We start from the raw sequence: 16,698 nt of genomic DNA, 5'->3' as shown, positions 1-16,698 counted from the left end.
ATGAGAGTTTCGACAGCCGCCATGCAGCAAAATCTGCTGAATCAGATGCGAAGTGTTCAATCACAACTTGCAGATGCAACCAACCAGTCAAGTTCGGGAATGAGAGCGGACTCCTATTCCGGCGTTTCGGATAATTCCTATGTCATCAGCACGCTAAGCGCGGAAATATCGGAATCGTCTGCCTATGCCGATTTAGCAGAGCAAATTCAAAGCCGGGTCGAAATGTATTATTCGACGCTGAATGATATGGTCGATCTGATGAGCGATATGCTGGCCGATATTTCGGGCGCACTTAGCACTGGAAGCACCGATGTTGCTGGGATTAATGAGTCCGCGACGGCAGCACTTTCCACCATGGCATCTTTGCTTAATACCCAATATGAAGACCGGTATCTGTTTGCCGGGTCGGCCACAAATACGGCGCCGGTTTCTGTCGATGTGGCGGATTATCCGGCCATGACAACGCCCAGTGCAGCCGATACCAGCTATTATTCCGGCAATAGTGATATTGCATCGGCCAAGGTCGCGGATGGTACCACCATCGAATATGGCATTACCGCCGATCAGGAACCGTTCGAGCAGGCATTGCGGGCGCTGAACCTGACAGCTTATGCATCATCCGATCCGATTGACGAAGCTGCCCTGACCGAGGCCATGACCCTGATCGAGGATGCAGTTGCGGGCATTGCAGATCTGCAAACGCAGATATCCCTGACGCAGGATGAACTCGAGGCCGTTGTCGACATGCATACCGACTTCCAACTGACCGCCGAGGGTATCGTGACCGACCTTTCCGAAGTCGACTTGGCCGAGGCCATGGTGAATCTTGAAACCCTGTCAGTACAGCTTGAGGCATCCTATTCGGTCGCCGGTCAAATCGTTGATATGTCGCTGTTTGAATATTTGCGCTGAATTTACCACATCGGATCTTAGTTTGGTTGCTGGTTGTGACGGTCGATAAAGGCCTCATACCTGCATGACGCTGCCAAACGCTTGCAGTTGTAGCCGAGCGCCATGAGCTGTCACTCAGCCTTGACATTTCTGATGCCGCGCACGTGGAAACGGGTGAAGCCGAGGGGGCGGATCTGATAATGTCGAATACGGGTTCGGTGGTCTATTTTCGTTTCCTGTATTCGGTTTTTGTTGGGGGCGGCTCGATCTTGCGCGTTTCAAGGAGACGATCTGATCCAGTGTCATCCTTGCAATGCTGTGCCGCCCGGCTTGCGCCAAGCAGGATCGCGGTTGCGCATAGTCCTGTACCCAAAAGGATCAGGACATGACCGATATGGTGCGAAAGGTTTTGAAAACGCATCATCATGTTTTCGTGTGTGACAGTTGCTGTCAGGCGGCTGTGGTGTCCGGTGCCGGGCTGGTTTGGGCATTGGCAGGTGTCGCATCGCCGCCCAATGCCTGATAGAGCGTGATCAGGTTGGTAATGCGATCAAGCTGATTTGAAAGAACGGCTTCCTCGGCAGTTCGTCTGGTTTCCTGCGCGTCCAGCCAATCCTGCATGGCGACCGCACCGGACCTGAACCGGGTTTCATAAATCCGTTCGGCATTGCGCGCGGCATCAAGGGCAGCTTCAAGCCTTGCTGCACGGCGATCATATTGTGTGCGGGCCGAAAGCGCGTTTTCAACGTCGCTCATGGCTTCGTAAGCTGTTTGGCGGAATTCGGCGATGGCCTGTTCATATTCGGCTTCGGATACCTTGATATTAAGCTGTCCCTCGTTCCAGTTCAGGAAAGGTAGGGCAAGGCTGGCACCCAATGTGCCAATCGGGTTTTGCAACAGATTGCGCAACTGGTCGCTGCTGGTGCCCAATTCCCCCGTCAGGGTCAGGGTCGGTAGCAAACTGGTTTTGACCGAATTCAAATCCGAAACGCTTTCCTTAAGGCGCAATTCAGCCGCCCGTACGTCCGGGCGACGCGACAGCAATTCCGATGGCAGGCCCGCCGCCACATCGGGCAGGGCACCGGACGGCAATGTCATGCGCGGAATTTCAATATCACCCGGTGCGCGGTCAAAAAGGATCGATAGCGCGTTTTTGGTTTCCGTTAGACTTTGTTCGATCTGGGTATAATCGGCCAACTGGCTTTCAAGGTTCTGGCGGGCTTCGAACAGTTCCAGCGATGATGTCGAACCGGACGCATATTGAACATCCACCAGATCAAGGGTTTGCTGCGCATAGTCGATGCTGGCCTGGGCGATATCCAGGCGTTGCTGATAATAGACAGCCTGCCAATAAAGGGTGGCGGTGGTGCCGATCAGCGATAATGCCGTGCTTTCACGATCTTCAAGGGTCGCCAGTGCTTCCCAGCGGGCGGCATCGTAATCATGGCCAAGCTTGCCCCAAAGGTCGAGCTCGTAACTGATTCCGGCATTGGTGCCAAAGCTTCGCGTACTGCCATTATCCTCGTCCAGATCGCGCGAAACCGACGCATCCGCACCACCGGAAAAATCTGGATACAGGTCATCTTCGGCAAGGCCCGCGGTCAATTGTGCCTTGCGGACTTTGATGGTGGCCGCCGCTAGGTCGTTATTGCGTTCAAGCGCACGGGCGACAAGTTCATCAAGCTGGTCATCGCCGAAATTCTGCCACCAGTTTTGCGAGGCGGTGATGGTTGCTGCGTTGCTGTTGTCCGATGCGGTGGCGGCTCCGTTCCAGCCGTTTTCCGACGTAATATCCGGACGGGAATAGCGGGTTTCGTTCAGGCTGCTGCACCCTGCAAGTGCCATCATCGAAAGGATGGTTCCGGTCTTTAAAATTCGTGTGATCATTTTTGTATTCTCCGTCAGTCGCGCGACAGGGCGTCGACCGGATCAAGCCGGGCGGCATTGCGGGCAGGCAGGAAGCCGAATGCAATCCCGATCAATGTGGCGCAGGCAAAGGCTGCGACAATCGAGGTCGTCGAATAGACCATCGAAAACGAGCTTCCCATCGCGTCAAACAGAACGCCGATGCCAAGGGCAGTCAGAACGCCAAGTGCCCCGCCAAGGATGCAGACCAGAACCGCCTCGATCAGGAATTGGCGCAGAATGTCGCTTTGACGTGCGCCGACCGCCATCCGAACCCCGATTTCACCGGTGCGTTCTGTAACCGACACCAGCATGATATTCATAACGCCAATACCGCCAACGATCAGGGAAATCACCGCAATTGATGAAATCAGAAGTGTCATGGTGCTGGTGGTTTTTTCGATGGTTTCACGGATGGTGTCGGTATTGATCGTGAAAAAGTCCTTTACCCCGTGCCGCTGGGTCAGAAGGGTTTCGATGTTCTGTTGGGCCAACGCGGTTTGGACTGCGTCATCAATACGGACGGTGATGCTGCTTAGGTAATTCTGGCCGAGAATTCGGGTCAGTGCGGTGGTGTAGGGAACCCAGATATTCAGGCTGTCATTATTGCCAAAAGTGCTGTCCTTTGGCGCGGTTACACCAATGATGCGCACCGGCACGGTGCCAAGGAAAATCACCTGCCCCAGCGGGTCTTCGCCGTTCGGGAACAGTTTTTCACGTGTATTGTCGTCAATGACCGCGTCCTGACTGCGTTTATCGACGGCTAGGCTGTTAAACCAGATGCCGTCGGCCATTTCATAGCCGCGTACCCGGTAATAATCGGTGCCGACACCGGCAACCGCGGCATCGACTTCGATATTGCCATATCGCAGGGTGACGGTGCTTGAAACCTTTGGTGTGACGCTGTCGACATAATACTGGGTCGCCAGAATATCGGCATCGGCGGCGGTTAATGTCCTGATCTGGCTGGCATCGCGATCACCGAAATCCTTGCCGCGATTGACATCAATCGTGTTGGTCGCAATCGAACTGATATCGGCAAGGATGCGATCCTGCGACCCTTGCCCAAGGGCAACGACCGAAACCACCGATGCGATCCCGATAATAATGCCGAGCATGGTTAAAAAGGTCCGCAACCGATGCGCATTCATGGCCACCAGTGCCATTTTGAATGCTTCGGTAAAGCGATCTATTTCGGCCCGGATACGCGATGCGCGGTGGGTATAGTTTTCAGCTTTTTTGCTGGCGGCGCGTTCGACAAAGGCTTGCGTCTGGCGTTCATCGCGGATGATTTCGCCGTCGCGGATTTCAATGATGCGTTGGGCATGGGCGGCAACATCATGATCATGGGTGACCAGAATGACGGTATGGCCATCGCGATGCAGGTTCCGCAACAGTTCAAGCGTTTGTGCGCCGCTTTGGCTATCAAGTGCGCCGGTCGGCTCATCGGCCAAAATGACATCGCCGCCATTCATCAACGCGCGTGCGATACTGACGCGTTGCTGCTGCCCGCCTGAAAGCTGGCTGGGGCGATGATGAATGCGATCCCCAAGTCCGACACGGGTCAGGATATCCATTGCACGGTCGCGCCGGGTTTCGGCGTCAAAACCGGCATAAATTGACGGCACTTCGACATTGCCAAGTGCGCTTAGATCCGACAGCAGATGATAGCGTTGAAAGATAAATCCGAAATATTCGCGCCGAAGGGCGGCCAGTTCATCTGGTTCCAGATCGCCGGTCAGGCGGCCATTAACCCGGTATTCCCCGCCAGTTGGTCGGTCAAGACAGCCCAGAATATTCATCAGCGTCGATTTGCCCGACCCGGACGCGCCAATGATCGCAACCATTTCGCCGCGTTCAATCGTCAGGTTGACACCCTTTAACACGGCAATGCGATCCTCGCCCGCCGGGTAGTGCCGCCACAGATCGCGGATTTCGATCAGCGGGGTGTTAACCGTGTTTCTCGCTATCTGGTTCATGATCAGAACATCCCCCCCGGGCCGCGACGTATGGACTGGCTGGTTGCGACTGCGCCACTGGTCGCGCCAATGACAATGTCGTCATTTTCGGAAATGCCACTGATGATCTGGGCGTTGATATTGGTGTTCATGCCAACTGTGACCGGCTTTTCAACCGGGTCGCCTTCGTTATCAAGAACCCGAACGGTATATTGCCCGTCCTTTTTCGGGCCACTCAGCGCGGCGGACGGTATGATCAGGGCATTTTCCACTTCGTTTAACGTGATGGTGACTTCGGCCGTCATCCAGACACGCAGGCGGTGGTCCGGATTGGCGATGTCAAACAGGCCATTATAATAAACCGCCTCGTCGTCGGTATTGTCGTCATCATCCTCGATCCCGGTCGGGGCCGGTTCGATGGCGCGAAGCGTGCTTTCATAATGCGTGGCGGGATCGCCCAGAATGGTAAAGCTGACCGGTTGGCCTTCACGAACGCGGATGACATCTGCCTCGGATATTTCGGCCTCGACCGTCATGGTATCAAGCTGTGCGAGTTTTATGATGGTCGGGGTGGATTGGGCGGCGTTGACGGTCTGGCCTTCCTTGACTGGCAGGGCAACGACCGTACCGTCCATGGGGGCCAGGATTTTGGTATATCCAAGATCGATTTCGGCGGTATCAACGGCGATTTTTGCCTGATCAATTTGCGCATTGAGCGCTGCGATTTCAGACTTGGTCACATTTAGGGTTGCCTCGGCACTTTCGAAATCTTCCTGTGGCGAGGCATCAAGGGCGCGCATCTTTTTCTGCCGTGCATAATCAAGTTCCGCTTGTTTCAGTTCGGCCTGCTTGGCGGCAAGCTGTGCCTTGATGTTGGCAAGGGCGGCTTCGGCATCGCGTAAATCGTTCTGCTGGGTCGATGGATCGATTTCTGCAATCAGATCTCCTTCCTTGATTTCATCACCGAGATCGACATGCAGTGCCTTGATCTGCCCTGATACCTGTGCGCCAACACTGACCAGTTTGGAGGCTGTGATGGTGCCACTTGCCAGTACCGTATCGGCAAGATTGCCGATACGGGGTTTGGCGGTCACATAACTGGTTTTGGCTTCGGACGGGAACAGATAGGCCTGTGCCATCCATCCTGCCGCCAATATGACGATCAGGGCGATGACAAGGTTGCGTGCGGTCCTGGATGATTTCTTCATCGTGCTTTCATGTCCTTGGATGAGACGCGCCCGACGTTGAAAGGCAATTGAGCCGTCGGGCATACCAGACATAGCAACCCCTTTGTCAGAACGGGGTGAGGGGGATGAAAATGATCTGTAAGGAATGTGTAAAGTCTGGCATCCACGCCTTTCGTTAGGCGGTTTAAGCGCTAGAATGTCATCATGAACAGGAATTAACCCGCATTTGAAAGACCCGTTGCCCGTGACCAGAATTCTGCTTGTTGATGATGATGTCGAACTCGGCGCGATGCTGGGCGAATATCTTGAAGGCGAGGGGTTCGAAATAGCCAACGCCTATAACGGCGAGGATGGCCTGCGCATGGCGCTGGCTGGCGGGTTTTCCGTTGTGTTGCTTGATATCATGATGCCGGGCATAGGCGGAATTGAAGTGCTGCGCGAATTGCGCACCAAAAGCCGGGTGCCGGTGATCATGCTGACCGCCAAGGGTGACGATGTCGACCGGGTTGTCGGGTTGGAACTTGGTGCCGATGATTACATCCCCAAGCCATACTATCCGCGCGAACTGGTGGCTCGCATTCGTGCCGTCCTGCGCCGCGTCGAACCGATTGCCGAGGTGCGCCGCGATACGAGTGACTCTAATATGGACGATGAAGTCGTTCTGGGAAAATTGCGACTGAATACTGCGCGCCGGGTGGCACAGTTTGATGGTCGCGACTTGGACCTGACGGTATCGGAATTCAATCTTCTGGAAGTTCTGATGCGTGCGCGGGAACGTGCCTTATCGAAGAACGAGCTTTCAATGAAGGTATTGGGACGCACACGCGAGGTTTATGATCGTTCGATTGATGTGCATATGAGCAACCTTCGACAGAAATTGCAATCCGTCAGCAATGATGCCGGTTTGATTGAAACCGTGCGCGGCTTCGGCTATCGCTTGAGGCAGGACATATGAGAGGCCGGTTATTCTGGAAAATCCTGATCGGTTTTGCGTTGACCTTTATGGCAATCTGGCAGGGGGTGTGGCTTTTATTCACACTGTATGGCGATCCGCCGAAGCCCTATCATGTAGGATATCTTCAGGAGACCGCGCGCGGTTATGTCGAGACCGCGGCCCGCATCGTCGAGGCCGAAGGTATTGGCGCGCTTGAAAAAGCGATTGCCCATTGGCCCGAAGATGAACGCATACGTCTTAGCATCGAGCCTGATGCAAATCGCACCGCAAGGCCGGTGCCTGATTTTATTCCCGAAGAGCGGTTCGAGGAAATCCGCGAAAACGGATTTCTGTCGCGTGATGCGGTCAGCCCGGTCGGATTGCTGGTACATCTGAAATTTGATGTGTCCGATATCGTTGCCTCTATCCCGGAACGGAGGCGGTTCAATGTTCCGACACCGTTGGTGATTGCGGGTGTTCTGGGAGGGCTGGTGTTTAGCGGTGTTTTGGCCTGGTACCTGACACGCCCGATCCGGCAGCTTCAGGAGGGGTTCGAACGACTTTCGAATGGTGATCTGACATGGCGGCTGGGCGAAAAGATTGGACGCAGGCGTGACGAGATTGCCGATCTGGCGCGTGACTTCGATGTGATGGCCGTGCGGTTGCAGCAGTTGATCGAGGCACGTGACCGCCTACTGAACGACGTATCGCACGAATTGCGATCCCCGCTGGCGCGGATGCAATTGGCCGTTGGGCTGGCGCGTCAGAAACCGGAACGGATCGAAGGATCACTTGACCGGATTGAAAAGGAAACCATTCGGCTGGATGAATTGGTAGGTGAACTTCTGACCCTGTCACGGGCCGAAAGCGGTGCCAGCCAGAACCAGACATGGCTTGATATTGATCATCTGCTGGGCCGGGTTGTTAGCGATGCCCGGTTTGAGGCCGAGGCAACCGGGATCAAGGTCCAGACCAATCTTGCCATCAAACGCAACTGGCATGGTGAAGTGCCGGTGGTGGCGGGCAATGCTGAACTTTTGCGGCGGGCCTTTGAAAATATAGTGCGCAATGCCTTGCGCCATTCACGCGAAGGCCAGCTGGTGCGGATTTCTGCCGAAGCAGACGCCGACCGCAATGTGTTCTGCATCACCATATCCGATCAGGGGCCGGGCATTCCTGCTGACCAGCTTGAAAATATGTTTGAACCATTCATTCGCGGGGAGCCGGGAATAAATGGAGCCGGTTTCGGACTGGGTTTGTCGATTGCACGGCGGGCGATCAAGGCACATGGTGGAGAAATTTCCATTCGCAACCGGGATGGCGGTGGGCTGGATGTTTTGATTACCCTGCCATTTTCAATTTTGTAGACCCTAACGTGTTTGGCTCTGCAATTTGAAGGCTGTCTTATGTTGGTTGCGCATTATCCTAAGGAGGAAAGGGCTTGGGAGTAAATAAGATAGGCTCCAATGGTGATTGGCGCAGATGAGCATACTTCGGTGCGCGCGCCCGCAACCAAACGATCAAACCCCGCCATCTGGTGGGGTTTGATCGTTTTGGCTTTGGGGATGGCGGATGTTGAACCTGTAACAGGCCAATGCCTGTTTGCAGGTTCTTTGCGGAGCCCGTCGGGCGGAGCTGAGCGAACAAAGTGAGCGCTAATCCTCTCTCCGCAACCACTCTTTCCGAACCGTCGAGTTTTGAGATATCGACTCGACGGATTTGTGAAACAAGAGAAAAAGTTCGGGGGTACCCCTCAAAAAGAGGAGACAGCACTTCCGAGTTTTATTTTTTCGGACTTTTCAAATAGATAAAAACCGTCGGCTGCAACCACGGGCTTCTGAAAAGGCTTAGACTGCGTCAGCTCCAAAAACTGTGGTCAAGTTTAAAGCATTTTGTCTTTAAGCCGTCCAGTTTTACGAAGTCAGTTCATAATGCGAGGACTTTGCCAGAAGTCTGAAAGGCTCGCCATTCTGCTGGCCGTTTGTTTGTTTTTGTCGGATTGATCAGTTGTTCCGAGGCAAGTCAGCGACGCTTTTCGGGATTTCGGTTGCCCCAAGTTCTTCGCTGGTCATATTACCAAATCCGTTTGATGCGAAGGGCACTATCATGCCATTGAGTTCATCGAGCTGGCCGGATTGTTTCAGTTCGGTCAGATTGATCGGGCGGACCTGCTGGGATTGGTAAAAACGTACCGAATATATTTCGCGTGCTGCATCGCGCACAGCAACCCACTGGGTATAATCTATGTCAGGCAGGATGGATTTGTTGGCTTGGTTGCAGGCAACAAGACCTTTGGGAATATCGACAGTGTTCACAATATGAAAGGCAAGATGCGTGCCCGCGTCGAGTGTTGTGACCGGTGCGGCGAAACTTGTCATAACCGTCGCCCGAACAAACCTGCTGGGTGGGGGCGGATCGCCCGGAAGGCCCGAAAGGCCAGAGCCATGCCCCGTTTGAGTGACGGCATATCCGTTGAAGGTTGCTTCGTTGGCTTCATAGGGCGAGAGCGATGTGTAGTTGCGCAGATTCTCGAGATGCCAGGGAAATTCGGGCTGATTGGTTAGCACACTGACCGGATTATTGTAAACCATCGCTTTGCCGTCGGTGAATTCAATAACAATACAGTTTCCGTCACTGTCATGGATGGGGAAATGAAGGGGCAGTAATCCCGCTAAAAGTGTCGATGCACCGACTTGGACCGTTTCGTCCTTCAATGCCTGTTTGACTTCATCGCAGATTGGAAAGGAACTCAGTATTCAGGCTGCAAAATTATCAATGCAAAGGCCTTTTGCGGATCGGTGATGGTTTGGTACTTGCTACCGGGTAGCCAGAGGTTGCTTGTTGAAAGGCCCGCTGTGTTCATGCCATCCGTGACGATATCCGGATCAAAGCAGTTCATGGCAACGAAGCCGTATTTTCCAGTCCAGCTATAATCGAAATTCTTGCCCCACAGGTTTTGAGTATATTTGTGTCCGACGCTGCGGAAGAAGAATTTGGAATTCAGGTTCAGGGCAAACTCCATGGAGCGACCGGAAACGTAGCCTTGCTGGTCAACGTGGATTTGAAAGTCCGTGCACATTGGGAAACCTCGGCTCAATGATGAATGATAACGTGAAGGCGACACAATCAATCTTTGCGTGAGTGGGGCCTGTGTTAATTTACCCTTAAGGGTGGTTGAGGCGAGTTCAGGACTCTATGCTGGGAATCGTCAATGGGGAGGGGCAGGAGCGCGTTATTTTATGGCGGATGCTTACGTAATCTTAACCCGCCGTAATCCACATTCAGGGTGGAACAATTTATATCCTGCGGGGGATTACGGTTTGAAAAAGATACTTGTGGTGGTGGCACCGTTGGCTTTGGCGGCGTGCGGTGGTCCGGTCGAACTGACCGTTGCCAAGCTGGCTGGTGATCTGATCAGCTATGTGACCACGGGCAAAAGCACCACCGATCATGCGGTTTCAGCGGTTGCCGAGCGCGATTGCGCCCTGCATCGCCCGTTATTCGAAGAAGACGTCTGCCGCGATAATGTCGTGCTTGATGATGCGGTTGCGCTGGCCGAACCGGGCGCACCATCGGTGAAACAGAAAATCCGCGATGCCGAACCTGCAATTTATGCCGTTAACGCACCCGGCGAAGACTGGTCGCAACCTAATGCCGGTGCCCGCACATCGGCCGTGATTGTCCAAACCGATCTGCCGCCGCGTCCGGTGTCGCATGACGAAGTGGCTGCTGTTCCTGCATCAGCCCCGGTCGAAATCGCCAGCGCACAGGCGCAGTTCACCCCCGATCATGACCGTACCCCGCTTCGCAACGAAGGCCCCCTTGATCCGCAGGGCGAAGCCGATGCCGCGGTTGCCGGATATGTCGCCCCGCCAAAGCCGGTCGCACCTGTTGCCAAAACCCAAACCGCCGCCCTGACCGATACCGGCATCATGACCGACGAGGTCAGCGTCATCGCGCCGGAAACAGGGCAGGATAACCTTGTTGCAGTGCCGCTGCCGGGAGACTATGTAATACTGGCAAGCTTTGCAGATCAGCTGCGCGCACAAAATGCCCTGTCGCTTTACCGTGAATATCAGCCGCGCCTGATCAGTGCGACGGTTGCGGGCCGCGAATATCTTCGTGTCGCTGTTGGTCCGCTTTCGCATGAGCATGCAAAAGATTTACGCCATCTTGCTGCCAAAAAGGGTGTCAAAGATCCCTGGATTGTCGGGATCGACGCTGCCGGAGAATAGAGTTGCCAGTTATTACGGTTTGTCCTGAAAATCGACAGCGTTCCGTCTTCGGGGCGCTGATCTTTTGTGTCGCCCTGGCGGGATGTTCCGCGCAGGCAGGGCAATCCTTTGCCGCCGGTCCGGGCGGTTTTGACCCGGCCCATGTGCGCAAGGCGGCTGATATACAGGCCGAACTGGTGCCGCATGTGGCGGAATACCGGTTTTCGATGGTGTCATCGGATGTCGGCAGCTCCGTTGTCGGTGTGCGCGGTGCGCTGGGTTACCGGTTTGAAAAGGTCTGTGATGGCTGGATCACCGAGATGCAGCATCTGATGGTTCTGCAAGGGGCCGAGGGCGGTTCGATCAATTCCGCCTATTCGATGACCCAGTGGGAAAACTTTGACGGATCGAAATACCGCTTCCGCATGCGTGATTATCTTGATGGTGTGCAGGTCGACGAGGTTGTTGGCGATGCGGTGCGTGACAAGGACAAGGTTCTTGTGACCTACGAAGTTCCGGTCGAAGTGACCGAGGAACTGCCGGCCGATACCATGTTCCCGACCCAGCATTCCCTAACCCTGCTGAAGCGCGCGCTTCAGGGGGATAAATTTGCCAATGATCTGGTGTTTGATGGCAGTGGCGATACACCGACCAACCGGATTGCCGCGGTGATTTCGGCAGCCAGACCATCGCAGAACACGGCCGAAGATGCCGATGGTATTGCAAATCGGCCCTATCACAGCCTTAACCTGGCCTATTACCCGCTTGGTGATGCCGAAAACGGCCCGTCGACCGAGATTGCGGTTGATTTCGGTGAAAACGGTGTCGCCCAGGAACTGCGGATGAATTACGGCAGTTTCCGCGTGCGCGGCGACCTTCAGAAAGTCACGCGGCTTGCTGCCCCCGAATGCGGTTAAACACAAACCGGATTATTGCCGTAATAACGGCCCGATAACGCAAAAAAGCCTGCCGAATGTCCGACAGGCTTTTTTGTGGGGGAAGTTCCATAAAGTCTTAGGCGGCGACGGCGCTGCTGTCGTCGCGGCAATACAGACCATAAAGTGTCTTGATGACGGTGACGGCTTCATCGCCTTGCAGCGAATAAAAGATCGTCTGTGCCTCGCGCCGGGTTTTAACCAGCTTGTCCCGCCGCAATCTTGCAAGATGCTGTGACAGGGCGGACTGGCTCAGTCCGACAATGCGTTCAAGTTCACCGACCGATTTTTCGCCATCGTTAAGCTGGCAAAGAATCATAAGTCTGCTCTGATTGCTCATGGCCTTCAGAAGCGCGCTGGCTTGCTCGGCCTTTTTTTCGAGATGGGTAAGTTCCATTTGGCTCCCTTTAGCCTGGCCATATTCGGCTTTTGTCCCAACTGGGGCATCGGGTGTATCACATTCGTGGTGATAATCTCCGATGGGATGTCCCCGATTTTTTCCAACCAACGAGGTCTTTGTGCCTCAAACCCATTAATGAAATTCAAGAATGGGAAGCTTCCTATTCTCAAGTATAACATCAAACTGTCAAGACACTCTTTGTCTTGTGGACAGAGATTATGGCGATATTTCGTTCTGAGTCACCGTGTATACAATAGACAGTTCATACAGGGTCTTAATCTGTCATTCAGTTTGAAAACTTGCAGTATTTGTCTGATTCATGATGATCTAGAACAAAGCAGCAGATAACGTCGGCTGGCACGATGAAACAATAATAATCAGGGTCGCCGCCCGTAAGGCAAGGTGACCGGCAAAAATCAAACTTGTCTGACTGGCATCTATTCAGGAAGGTATCCGCAAAACATGGCGACATTATTTGTCACGCATCAAAGCTGTATCGACCACGATACGGGGCCGGGCCACCCGGAACAGCCTGATCGTCTTCGCGTGATCCAGCGGGTGCTTGAAGCCGAAGAATTCATGTTCCTGCACCGGGAAGAAGCCCCAAAGGCCGATCTTGATCTGATCAAAAAGGTGCATGACCCTGCCTATGTCGACCGGGTCATGGCCGCGATCCCGCAAAGCGGATATGAATCCCTTGATGGCGATACCTATGTTTCACCGGCCTCGGGCGAGGCGGCATTGCGCGCGGTTGGCGGTGTCTGCGTCGCGGTCGATGCGGTCTTGGCCGGCCATGAACGCAATGCCTTTGTCGGCGTGCGCCCGCCGGGACATCATGCGGAATATGACCGGGCGATGGGGTTCTGCCTGTTTAACAATGTGGCGGTCGGTGCGCGTCATGCCCGCGATGCCCATGGCATCAAACGTGTGGCGGTGATGGATTTTGACGTTCATCACGGCAATGGCACACAGGATCTTTTCTATAACGATCCCGACCTGTTTTACTGTTCAACCCATCAATGGCCGCTTTATCCCGGCACCGGTGCCCCCGATGAACGCGGATGTGCCAACAATATCCTCAATGTCGGCCTGACCGCCGGGGCGGGAACGGCTGAAATGAAACACGCCTTCGAACAATCGGTTTTACCCGGCATTGCCGCCTTCAAACCGGAATTGCTGATCATTTCGGCGGGTTTCGATGCGCATCGCAATGACCCGCTGGCGGGACTTTCATTCATTGAAAGCGACTTTGCCTGGATGACACAACAGCTTCTCGCACTTGCGGGCGAGGTTTGCGATAACCGGGTCGTCTCGGTGCTTGAAGGCGGCTATGACCTGCCATCGCTGGCAAGTTCGGTCATGTTCCATGTGCGAACCCTGATGACGGCATAAGGCATCCTTTTCCGCAGTAATTTCCCCAGTAATTTTCAAAGTAATTTCCAAAGTAATTTCCGCTGCGATTTCCGTTCTGGCCGGTTGCCCTGCCGGGACGGTCGGCGTAAACTCCGCGCCAATCAAATCAATGGAGCAGATATGTCCACGCCAACCCCGTCCACCGCAATCCCCGATGATATCGCCCAACTCAGCTTTGAAGAGGCGCTCGGTCAGCTTGAAAGCCTCGTGCGGCAGCTCGAACAGGGGCAGGTGGGGCTTGATGATGCCATTGCATCCTATGAACGCGGTGCGGCGCTGAAACGTCATTGTGCCGATAAACTGCGCGCCGCCGAAGAACGCATCGAGAAAATTACCCTCGGTGCCGATGGCCGTCCGAACGCAACCCCGACCGAAATCGAATAATTCTCGCGGAGAATATGGTGAGTTACGACCTGCTTGCTGAGCTGAGTACTGCTTCTGCTGACCTTGGCGAAACGCTTGATGGCATTCTGCCGCGTCCCAATGGCCAGATCGAGCAACGCCTGTTTCAGGCGATGCGTTATTCAACCCTGGGCGAAGGCAAACGCCTGCGTCCGTTTCTGGTGCTAAGCTCCGCCGGATTGTTCCGGGTATCGCGCCAATGCGCCTTGCGAGTCGCCGCTGCGGTTGAAATGGTGCACAGCTATTCGCTGATCCATGATGATCTTCCGGCCATGGATGACGATGACCTTCGGCGTGGCAAGCCAAGCTGCCACAAGCAGTTTGACGAGGCGACCGCCATTCTGGCCGGTGACGCGCTGTTGACGCAGGCCTTCGAAGTGCTGGCCGATGAAAGCACCCATCCTGATCCGCGTGTCTGCACCGATCTTGTCCGCGCCCTTGCCCGTGCGGCCGGGCCGTATGGCATGGTTGGCGGCCAGATGATCGATCTGGCGGGCGAGGGGCAAAGCCTTGATCAGGCACAGGTCACCCATTTGCATCTGCTGAAAACCGGCCGGATGTTTGCCTTTGCCTGCGAAGCCGGGGCGATTTTGGGCAAGGCACCCAAAAGCATGCGCATGGCCTTGCGGTCCTACGCCCATGACATGGGTCTGGCCTTCCAGATCAAGGACGATCTTCTCGATGTGGAATCCAGCAGTGCGGAACTGGGCAAGACGGCAGGCAAGGATATCGATCAGGATAAATCGACCTATGTGAAGCTTCTGGGCCTTGAACAGGCGCGAGAGCAGGCAACCATGCTGTGCAATCAGGCGATCAATCACCTGAACTGCTTTGACGGCGAAGCTGAACCGCTGCGCGAGGTCGCCCGTTTCGTGATTGAGCGTCAGAGATAGGCTTATTTATTGGTCATCTAGGGACAGGAAAAAACTCGCAGGAAATTTGTGGGCAAATCCTTGCGCTTTGTGATGTTTATATATCTTAGAAGTGGTCACACCAATTGCAGCGGTCGCGCCAGCAATTAGTTCAGCGTGCCCAGAGGAAATGGCTGTAGCTGCCACTAATCCGCTGCTTAGCATTAAGTCGCTTAAATTGAATTTAGCAAGTGAGGCGCGAATATCCTCCCATTCTCCTCTCGCCTCATCAATTGCCGTTACTAGATTCTGTTTTAGCTTGATGGCGCCAGTGTCGTCGTAGGGATCGTTCCCAAGCTCTGCTTTCCATGATTGTCGTAGCACGCCACGCACGCCATTGAGTTTTCCTTCATCTCGCAATCGCAGAGCAATTTCTAAATCGACGTTGTTTAAAAAATTTAATTCGACTTCGCTCAGCGCTTTGGCAAATGGCGACCACTCCTTTGACGCCGGAGATAACTTTTCTCGCTCGTATTTTAATATTTCCCAGCGAGCATTTATATCCGTGAACATGTACGCTCCAGCCATTTCTGCGGCAATTTTCGCCGACGGAATACTTGCGCCAGACGTTGTAATACGGAGTTGGCTACCTGTTGAATCGATGGTTTCAAGCATCTCTGGGCTGTTTGCTCTTACTCGCTTGACGTACTCAAGCACTTGCTCCTCTGTGATTTTGGTTGGCGACTCTGCCGACATCTCCTGAAAAATCTGACGAAGATAGGTGTCAGGCATAGTGAAGAAGAGTTCTTGTTGAAGATTGTCTCGATGTCGCGCCATCAATTCAGCGACAGATTCATCGATTGCTGCGCTCAATTCAGGGACTTTTTTATATTTTTCAGCTTCTTGCATCGCGGCTAAGCGAAAAGCCGGATCTAAATCCTCCAATGTCCTTATAAACTCAACGATCCCCGCATCAATCCAAGGCAAAAATCGAGTAAAACGCATTACGTTTTTGAATGTTTGAGTTCGATATTGGTCGGGGTTTTCAACAGGGTTGTATTTTGGGGTAATCCCGTGCGGATGTATGAATGGGTCTACAAGCAATATTTTGTCGGCGTATAGGCAGCTTCTAACTACCGCTCTTTCCAAGTATCCTGTTTCGTAATCACCGACATATAGACCGGCTACAGTTCCACGGCTTTTAGCAAGAACATCAGCTAGGTTCGTTTCCGGGGGCCAGAGGGAGTAAATTGCCTCGTGAATTTTTCGCACAGCGGTTGGTGTGAAAGCCTTTTTGTATGCGGAGATGTTCGCCAACTGATCCTCGTTGTCGAGTTGCAGCGCTTCTGCTATTTCCAGAGCGAAAAGAAAATTTCGCCCTCTAGCGGACATATGCTGAACATGATCAATGTCACGACCTAGGATATCGGGCCAGTCGACTTTTCCTCGGCAGCAATGCTTGTATTTTTTAGCGGAAAAACAAGGGCATGAATCATTTGCCCCGACTTTAAGTCGTTTTGCTGTAGCCAATTCATCCTCTCTCTTGTTTTAAAAAAGAGCCCGAGAAAAAAGTGATAGAGGCACCTCTAAATGTTCACTTATGACGCC

16 protein-coding genes are annotated in these 16,698 nt (G+C 53.8%); 8 read left to right on the top strand and 8 right to left on the bottom strand.

Annotated elements, in window-relative coordinates; translation table 11 throughout:
* Positions 1–912, top strand: coding sequence for a flagellin (locus ABIE64_RS19350; RefSeq protein WP_354378294.1), 912 nt, complete (start codon positions 1–3; stop codon positions 910–912).
* A gap of 202 nt (positions 913–1,114) precedes the next feature.
* Here ABIE64_RS19350 and ABIE64_RS19345 read toward each other — a convergent pair whose 3' ends face one another.
* Genes ABIE64_RS19345 through ABIE64_RS19330 form a run of 4 tightly spaced genes read right to left on the bottom strand, consistent with a single transcriptional unit; the run spans position 1,115 to position 5,962 of the window.
* Complete coding sequence (locus ABIE64_RS19345) at positions 1,115–1,315, bottom strand: hypothetical protein (protein ID WP_354378293.1); 201 nt, start codon at positions 1,313–1,315, stop codon at positions 1,115–1,117.
* A 26-nt stretch (positions 1,316–1,341) separates the two neighbouring features.
* On the bottom strand, positions 1,342–2,778 hold the full coding sequence (locus ABIE64_RS19340) for an efflux transporter outer membrane subunit (RefSeq protein WP_354378292.1): 1,437 nt from the start codon (positions 2,776–2,778) through the stop codon (positions 1,342–1,344).
* A gap of 14 nt (positions 2,779–2,792) precedes the next feature.
* Entirely contained in the window at positions 2,793–4,775 is a 1,983-nt protein-coding gene (locus tag ABIE64_RS19335) for a MacB family efflux pump subunit (RefSeq protein WP_071239638.1), read from the bottom strand.
* A gap of 2 nt (positions 4,776–4,777) precedes the next feature.
* On the bottom strand, positions 4,778–5,962 hold the full coding sequence (locus ABIE64_RS19330; protein ID WP_071239661.1) for an efflux RND transporter periplasmic adaptor subunit: 1,185 nt from the start codon (positions 5,960–5,962) through the stop codon (positions 4,778–4,780).
* Between the two features lie 223 nt (positions 5,963–6,185).
* Here ABIE64_RS19330 and ABIE64_RS19325 point away from each other — a divergent pair, with 223 nt between their 5' ends.
* Positions 6,186–6,896 carry a response regulator transcription factor gene (locus ABIE64_RS19325; RefSeq protein WP_247643528.1) on the top strand — a complete coding sequence of 237 codons (711 nt, stop codon included), beginning with the start codon at positions 6,186–6,188 and terminating at the stop codon, positions 6,894–6,896.
* Positions 6,893–8,242, top strand: a complete 1,350-nt coding sequence (locus tag ABIE64_RS19320) for a HAMP domain-containing sensor histidine kinase (protein ID WP_071239639.1) — start codon at positions 6,893–6,895, stop codon at positions 8,240–8,242. Before ABIE64_RS19325 ends, ABIE64_RS19320 begins: the two co-directional genes overlap by 4 nt.
* Before the next feature lie 636 nt (positions 8,243–8,878).
* Here ABIE64_RS19320 and ABIE64_RS19315 read toward each other — a convergent pair.
* Both ABIE64_RS19315 and ABIE64_RS19310 read right to left on the bottom strand, forming a co-directional pair.
* The gene (locus tag ABIE64_RS19315; protein ID WP_354378291.1) at positions 8,879–9,589 is read right to left on the bottom strand and encodes a linear amide C-N hydrolase; all 711 of its coding nucleotides are present in this window, start codon (positions 9,587–9,589) and stop codon (positions 8,879–8,881) included.
* A gap of 35 nt (positions 9,590–9,624) precedes the next feature.
* Positions 9,625–9,954: a linear amide C-N hydrolase gene (locus tag ABIE64_RS19310; RefSeq protein ID WP_354378290.1), complete on the bottom strand. Its 330-nt coding sequence runs from the start codon at positions 9,952–9,954 to the stop codon at positions 9,625–9,627.
* A gap of 241 nt (positions 9,955–10,195) precedes the next feature.
* Here ABIE64_RS19310 and ABIE64_RS19305 point away from each other — a divergent pair, with 241 nt between their 5' ends.
* The gene (locus ABIE64_RS19305; RefSeq protein ID WP_354378289.1) at positions 10,196–11,110 is read left to right on the top strand and encodes an SPOR domain-containing protein; all 915 of its coding nucleotides are present in this window, start codon (positions 10,196–10,198) and stop codon (positions 11,108–11,110) included.
* 2 nt (positions 11,111–11,112) lie between these two features.
* Positions 11,113–12,006: an EipB family protein gene (locus tag ABIE64_RS19300; RefSeq protein WP_037988750.1), complete on the top strand. Its 894-nt coding sequence runs from the start codon at positions 11,113–11,115 to the stop codon at positions 12,004–12,006.
* 97 nt (positions 12,007–12,103) lie between these two features.
* Here the strand turns inward: ABIE64_RS19300 and ABIE64_RS19295 are convergent, their stop codons facing one another.
* Positions 12,104–12,421 carry an ArsR/SmtB family transcription factor gene (locus tag ABIE64_RS19295; RefSeq protein WP_007090865.1) on the bottom strand — a complete coding sequence of 106 codons (318 nt, stop codon included), beginning with the start codon at positions 12,419–12,421 and terminating at the stop codon, positions 12,104–12,106.
* Between the two features lie 465 nt (positions 12,422–12,886).
* Between ABIE64_RS19295 and ABIE64_RS19290 the strand changes: the two genes are divergently transcribed.
* The 3 genes from ABIE64_RS19290 (at position 12,887) to ABIE64_RS19280 (ending at position 15,132) form a co-directional block, all read left to right on the top strand.
* Positions 12,887–13,816 carry a histone deacetylase family protein gene (locus ABIE64_RS19290; RefSeq protein WP_354378288.1) on the top strand — a complete coding sequence of 310 codons (930 nt, stop codon included), beginning with the start codon at positions 12,887–12,889 and terminating at the stop codon, positions 13,814–13,816.
* Between the two features lie 141 nt (positions 13,817–13,957).
* The gene (locus ABIE64_RS19285) at positions 13,958–14,221 is read left to right on the top strand and encodes an exodeoxyribonuclease VII small subunit (RefSeq protein ID WP_354378287.1); all 264 of its coding nucleotides are present in this window, start codon (positions 13,958–13,960) and stop codon (positions 14,219–14,221) included.
* Positions 14,222–14,235: 14 nt separating this feature from the next.
* Entirely contained in the window at positions 14,236–15,132 is an 897-nt protein-coding gene (locus tag ABIE64_RS19280) for a polyprenyl synthetase family protein (protein ID WP_354378286.1), read from the top strand.
* A gap of 6 nt (positions 15,133–15,138) precedes the next feature.
* On the opposite strand, the gene ABIE64_RS19275 is transcribed toward ABIE64_RS19280, so the two are convergent.
* Entirely contained in the window at positions 15,139–16,620 is a 1,482-nt protein-coding gene (locus ABIE64_RS19275; RefSeq protein WP_354378285.1) for a YecA family protein, read from the bottom strand.
* Between the last annotated feature and the right edge of the window lie 78 nt (positions 16,621–16,698).

It is taken from the genome of Thalassospira sp. MBR-102 (assembly GCF_040549275.1).
GTDB lineage: Bacteria > Pseudomonadota > Alphaproteobacteria > Rhodospirillales > Thalassospiraceae > Thalassospira > Thalassospira xiamenensis.
This window is presented reverse-complemented; position numbering and strand designations above follow the sequence as displayed.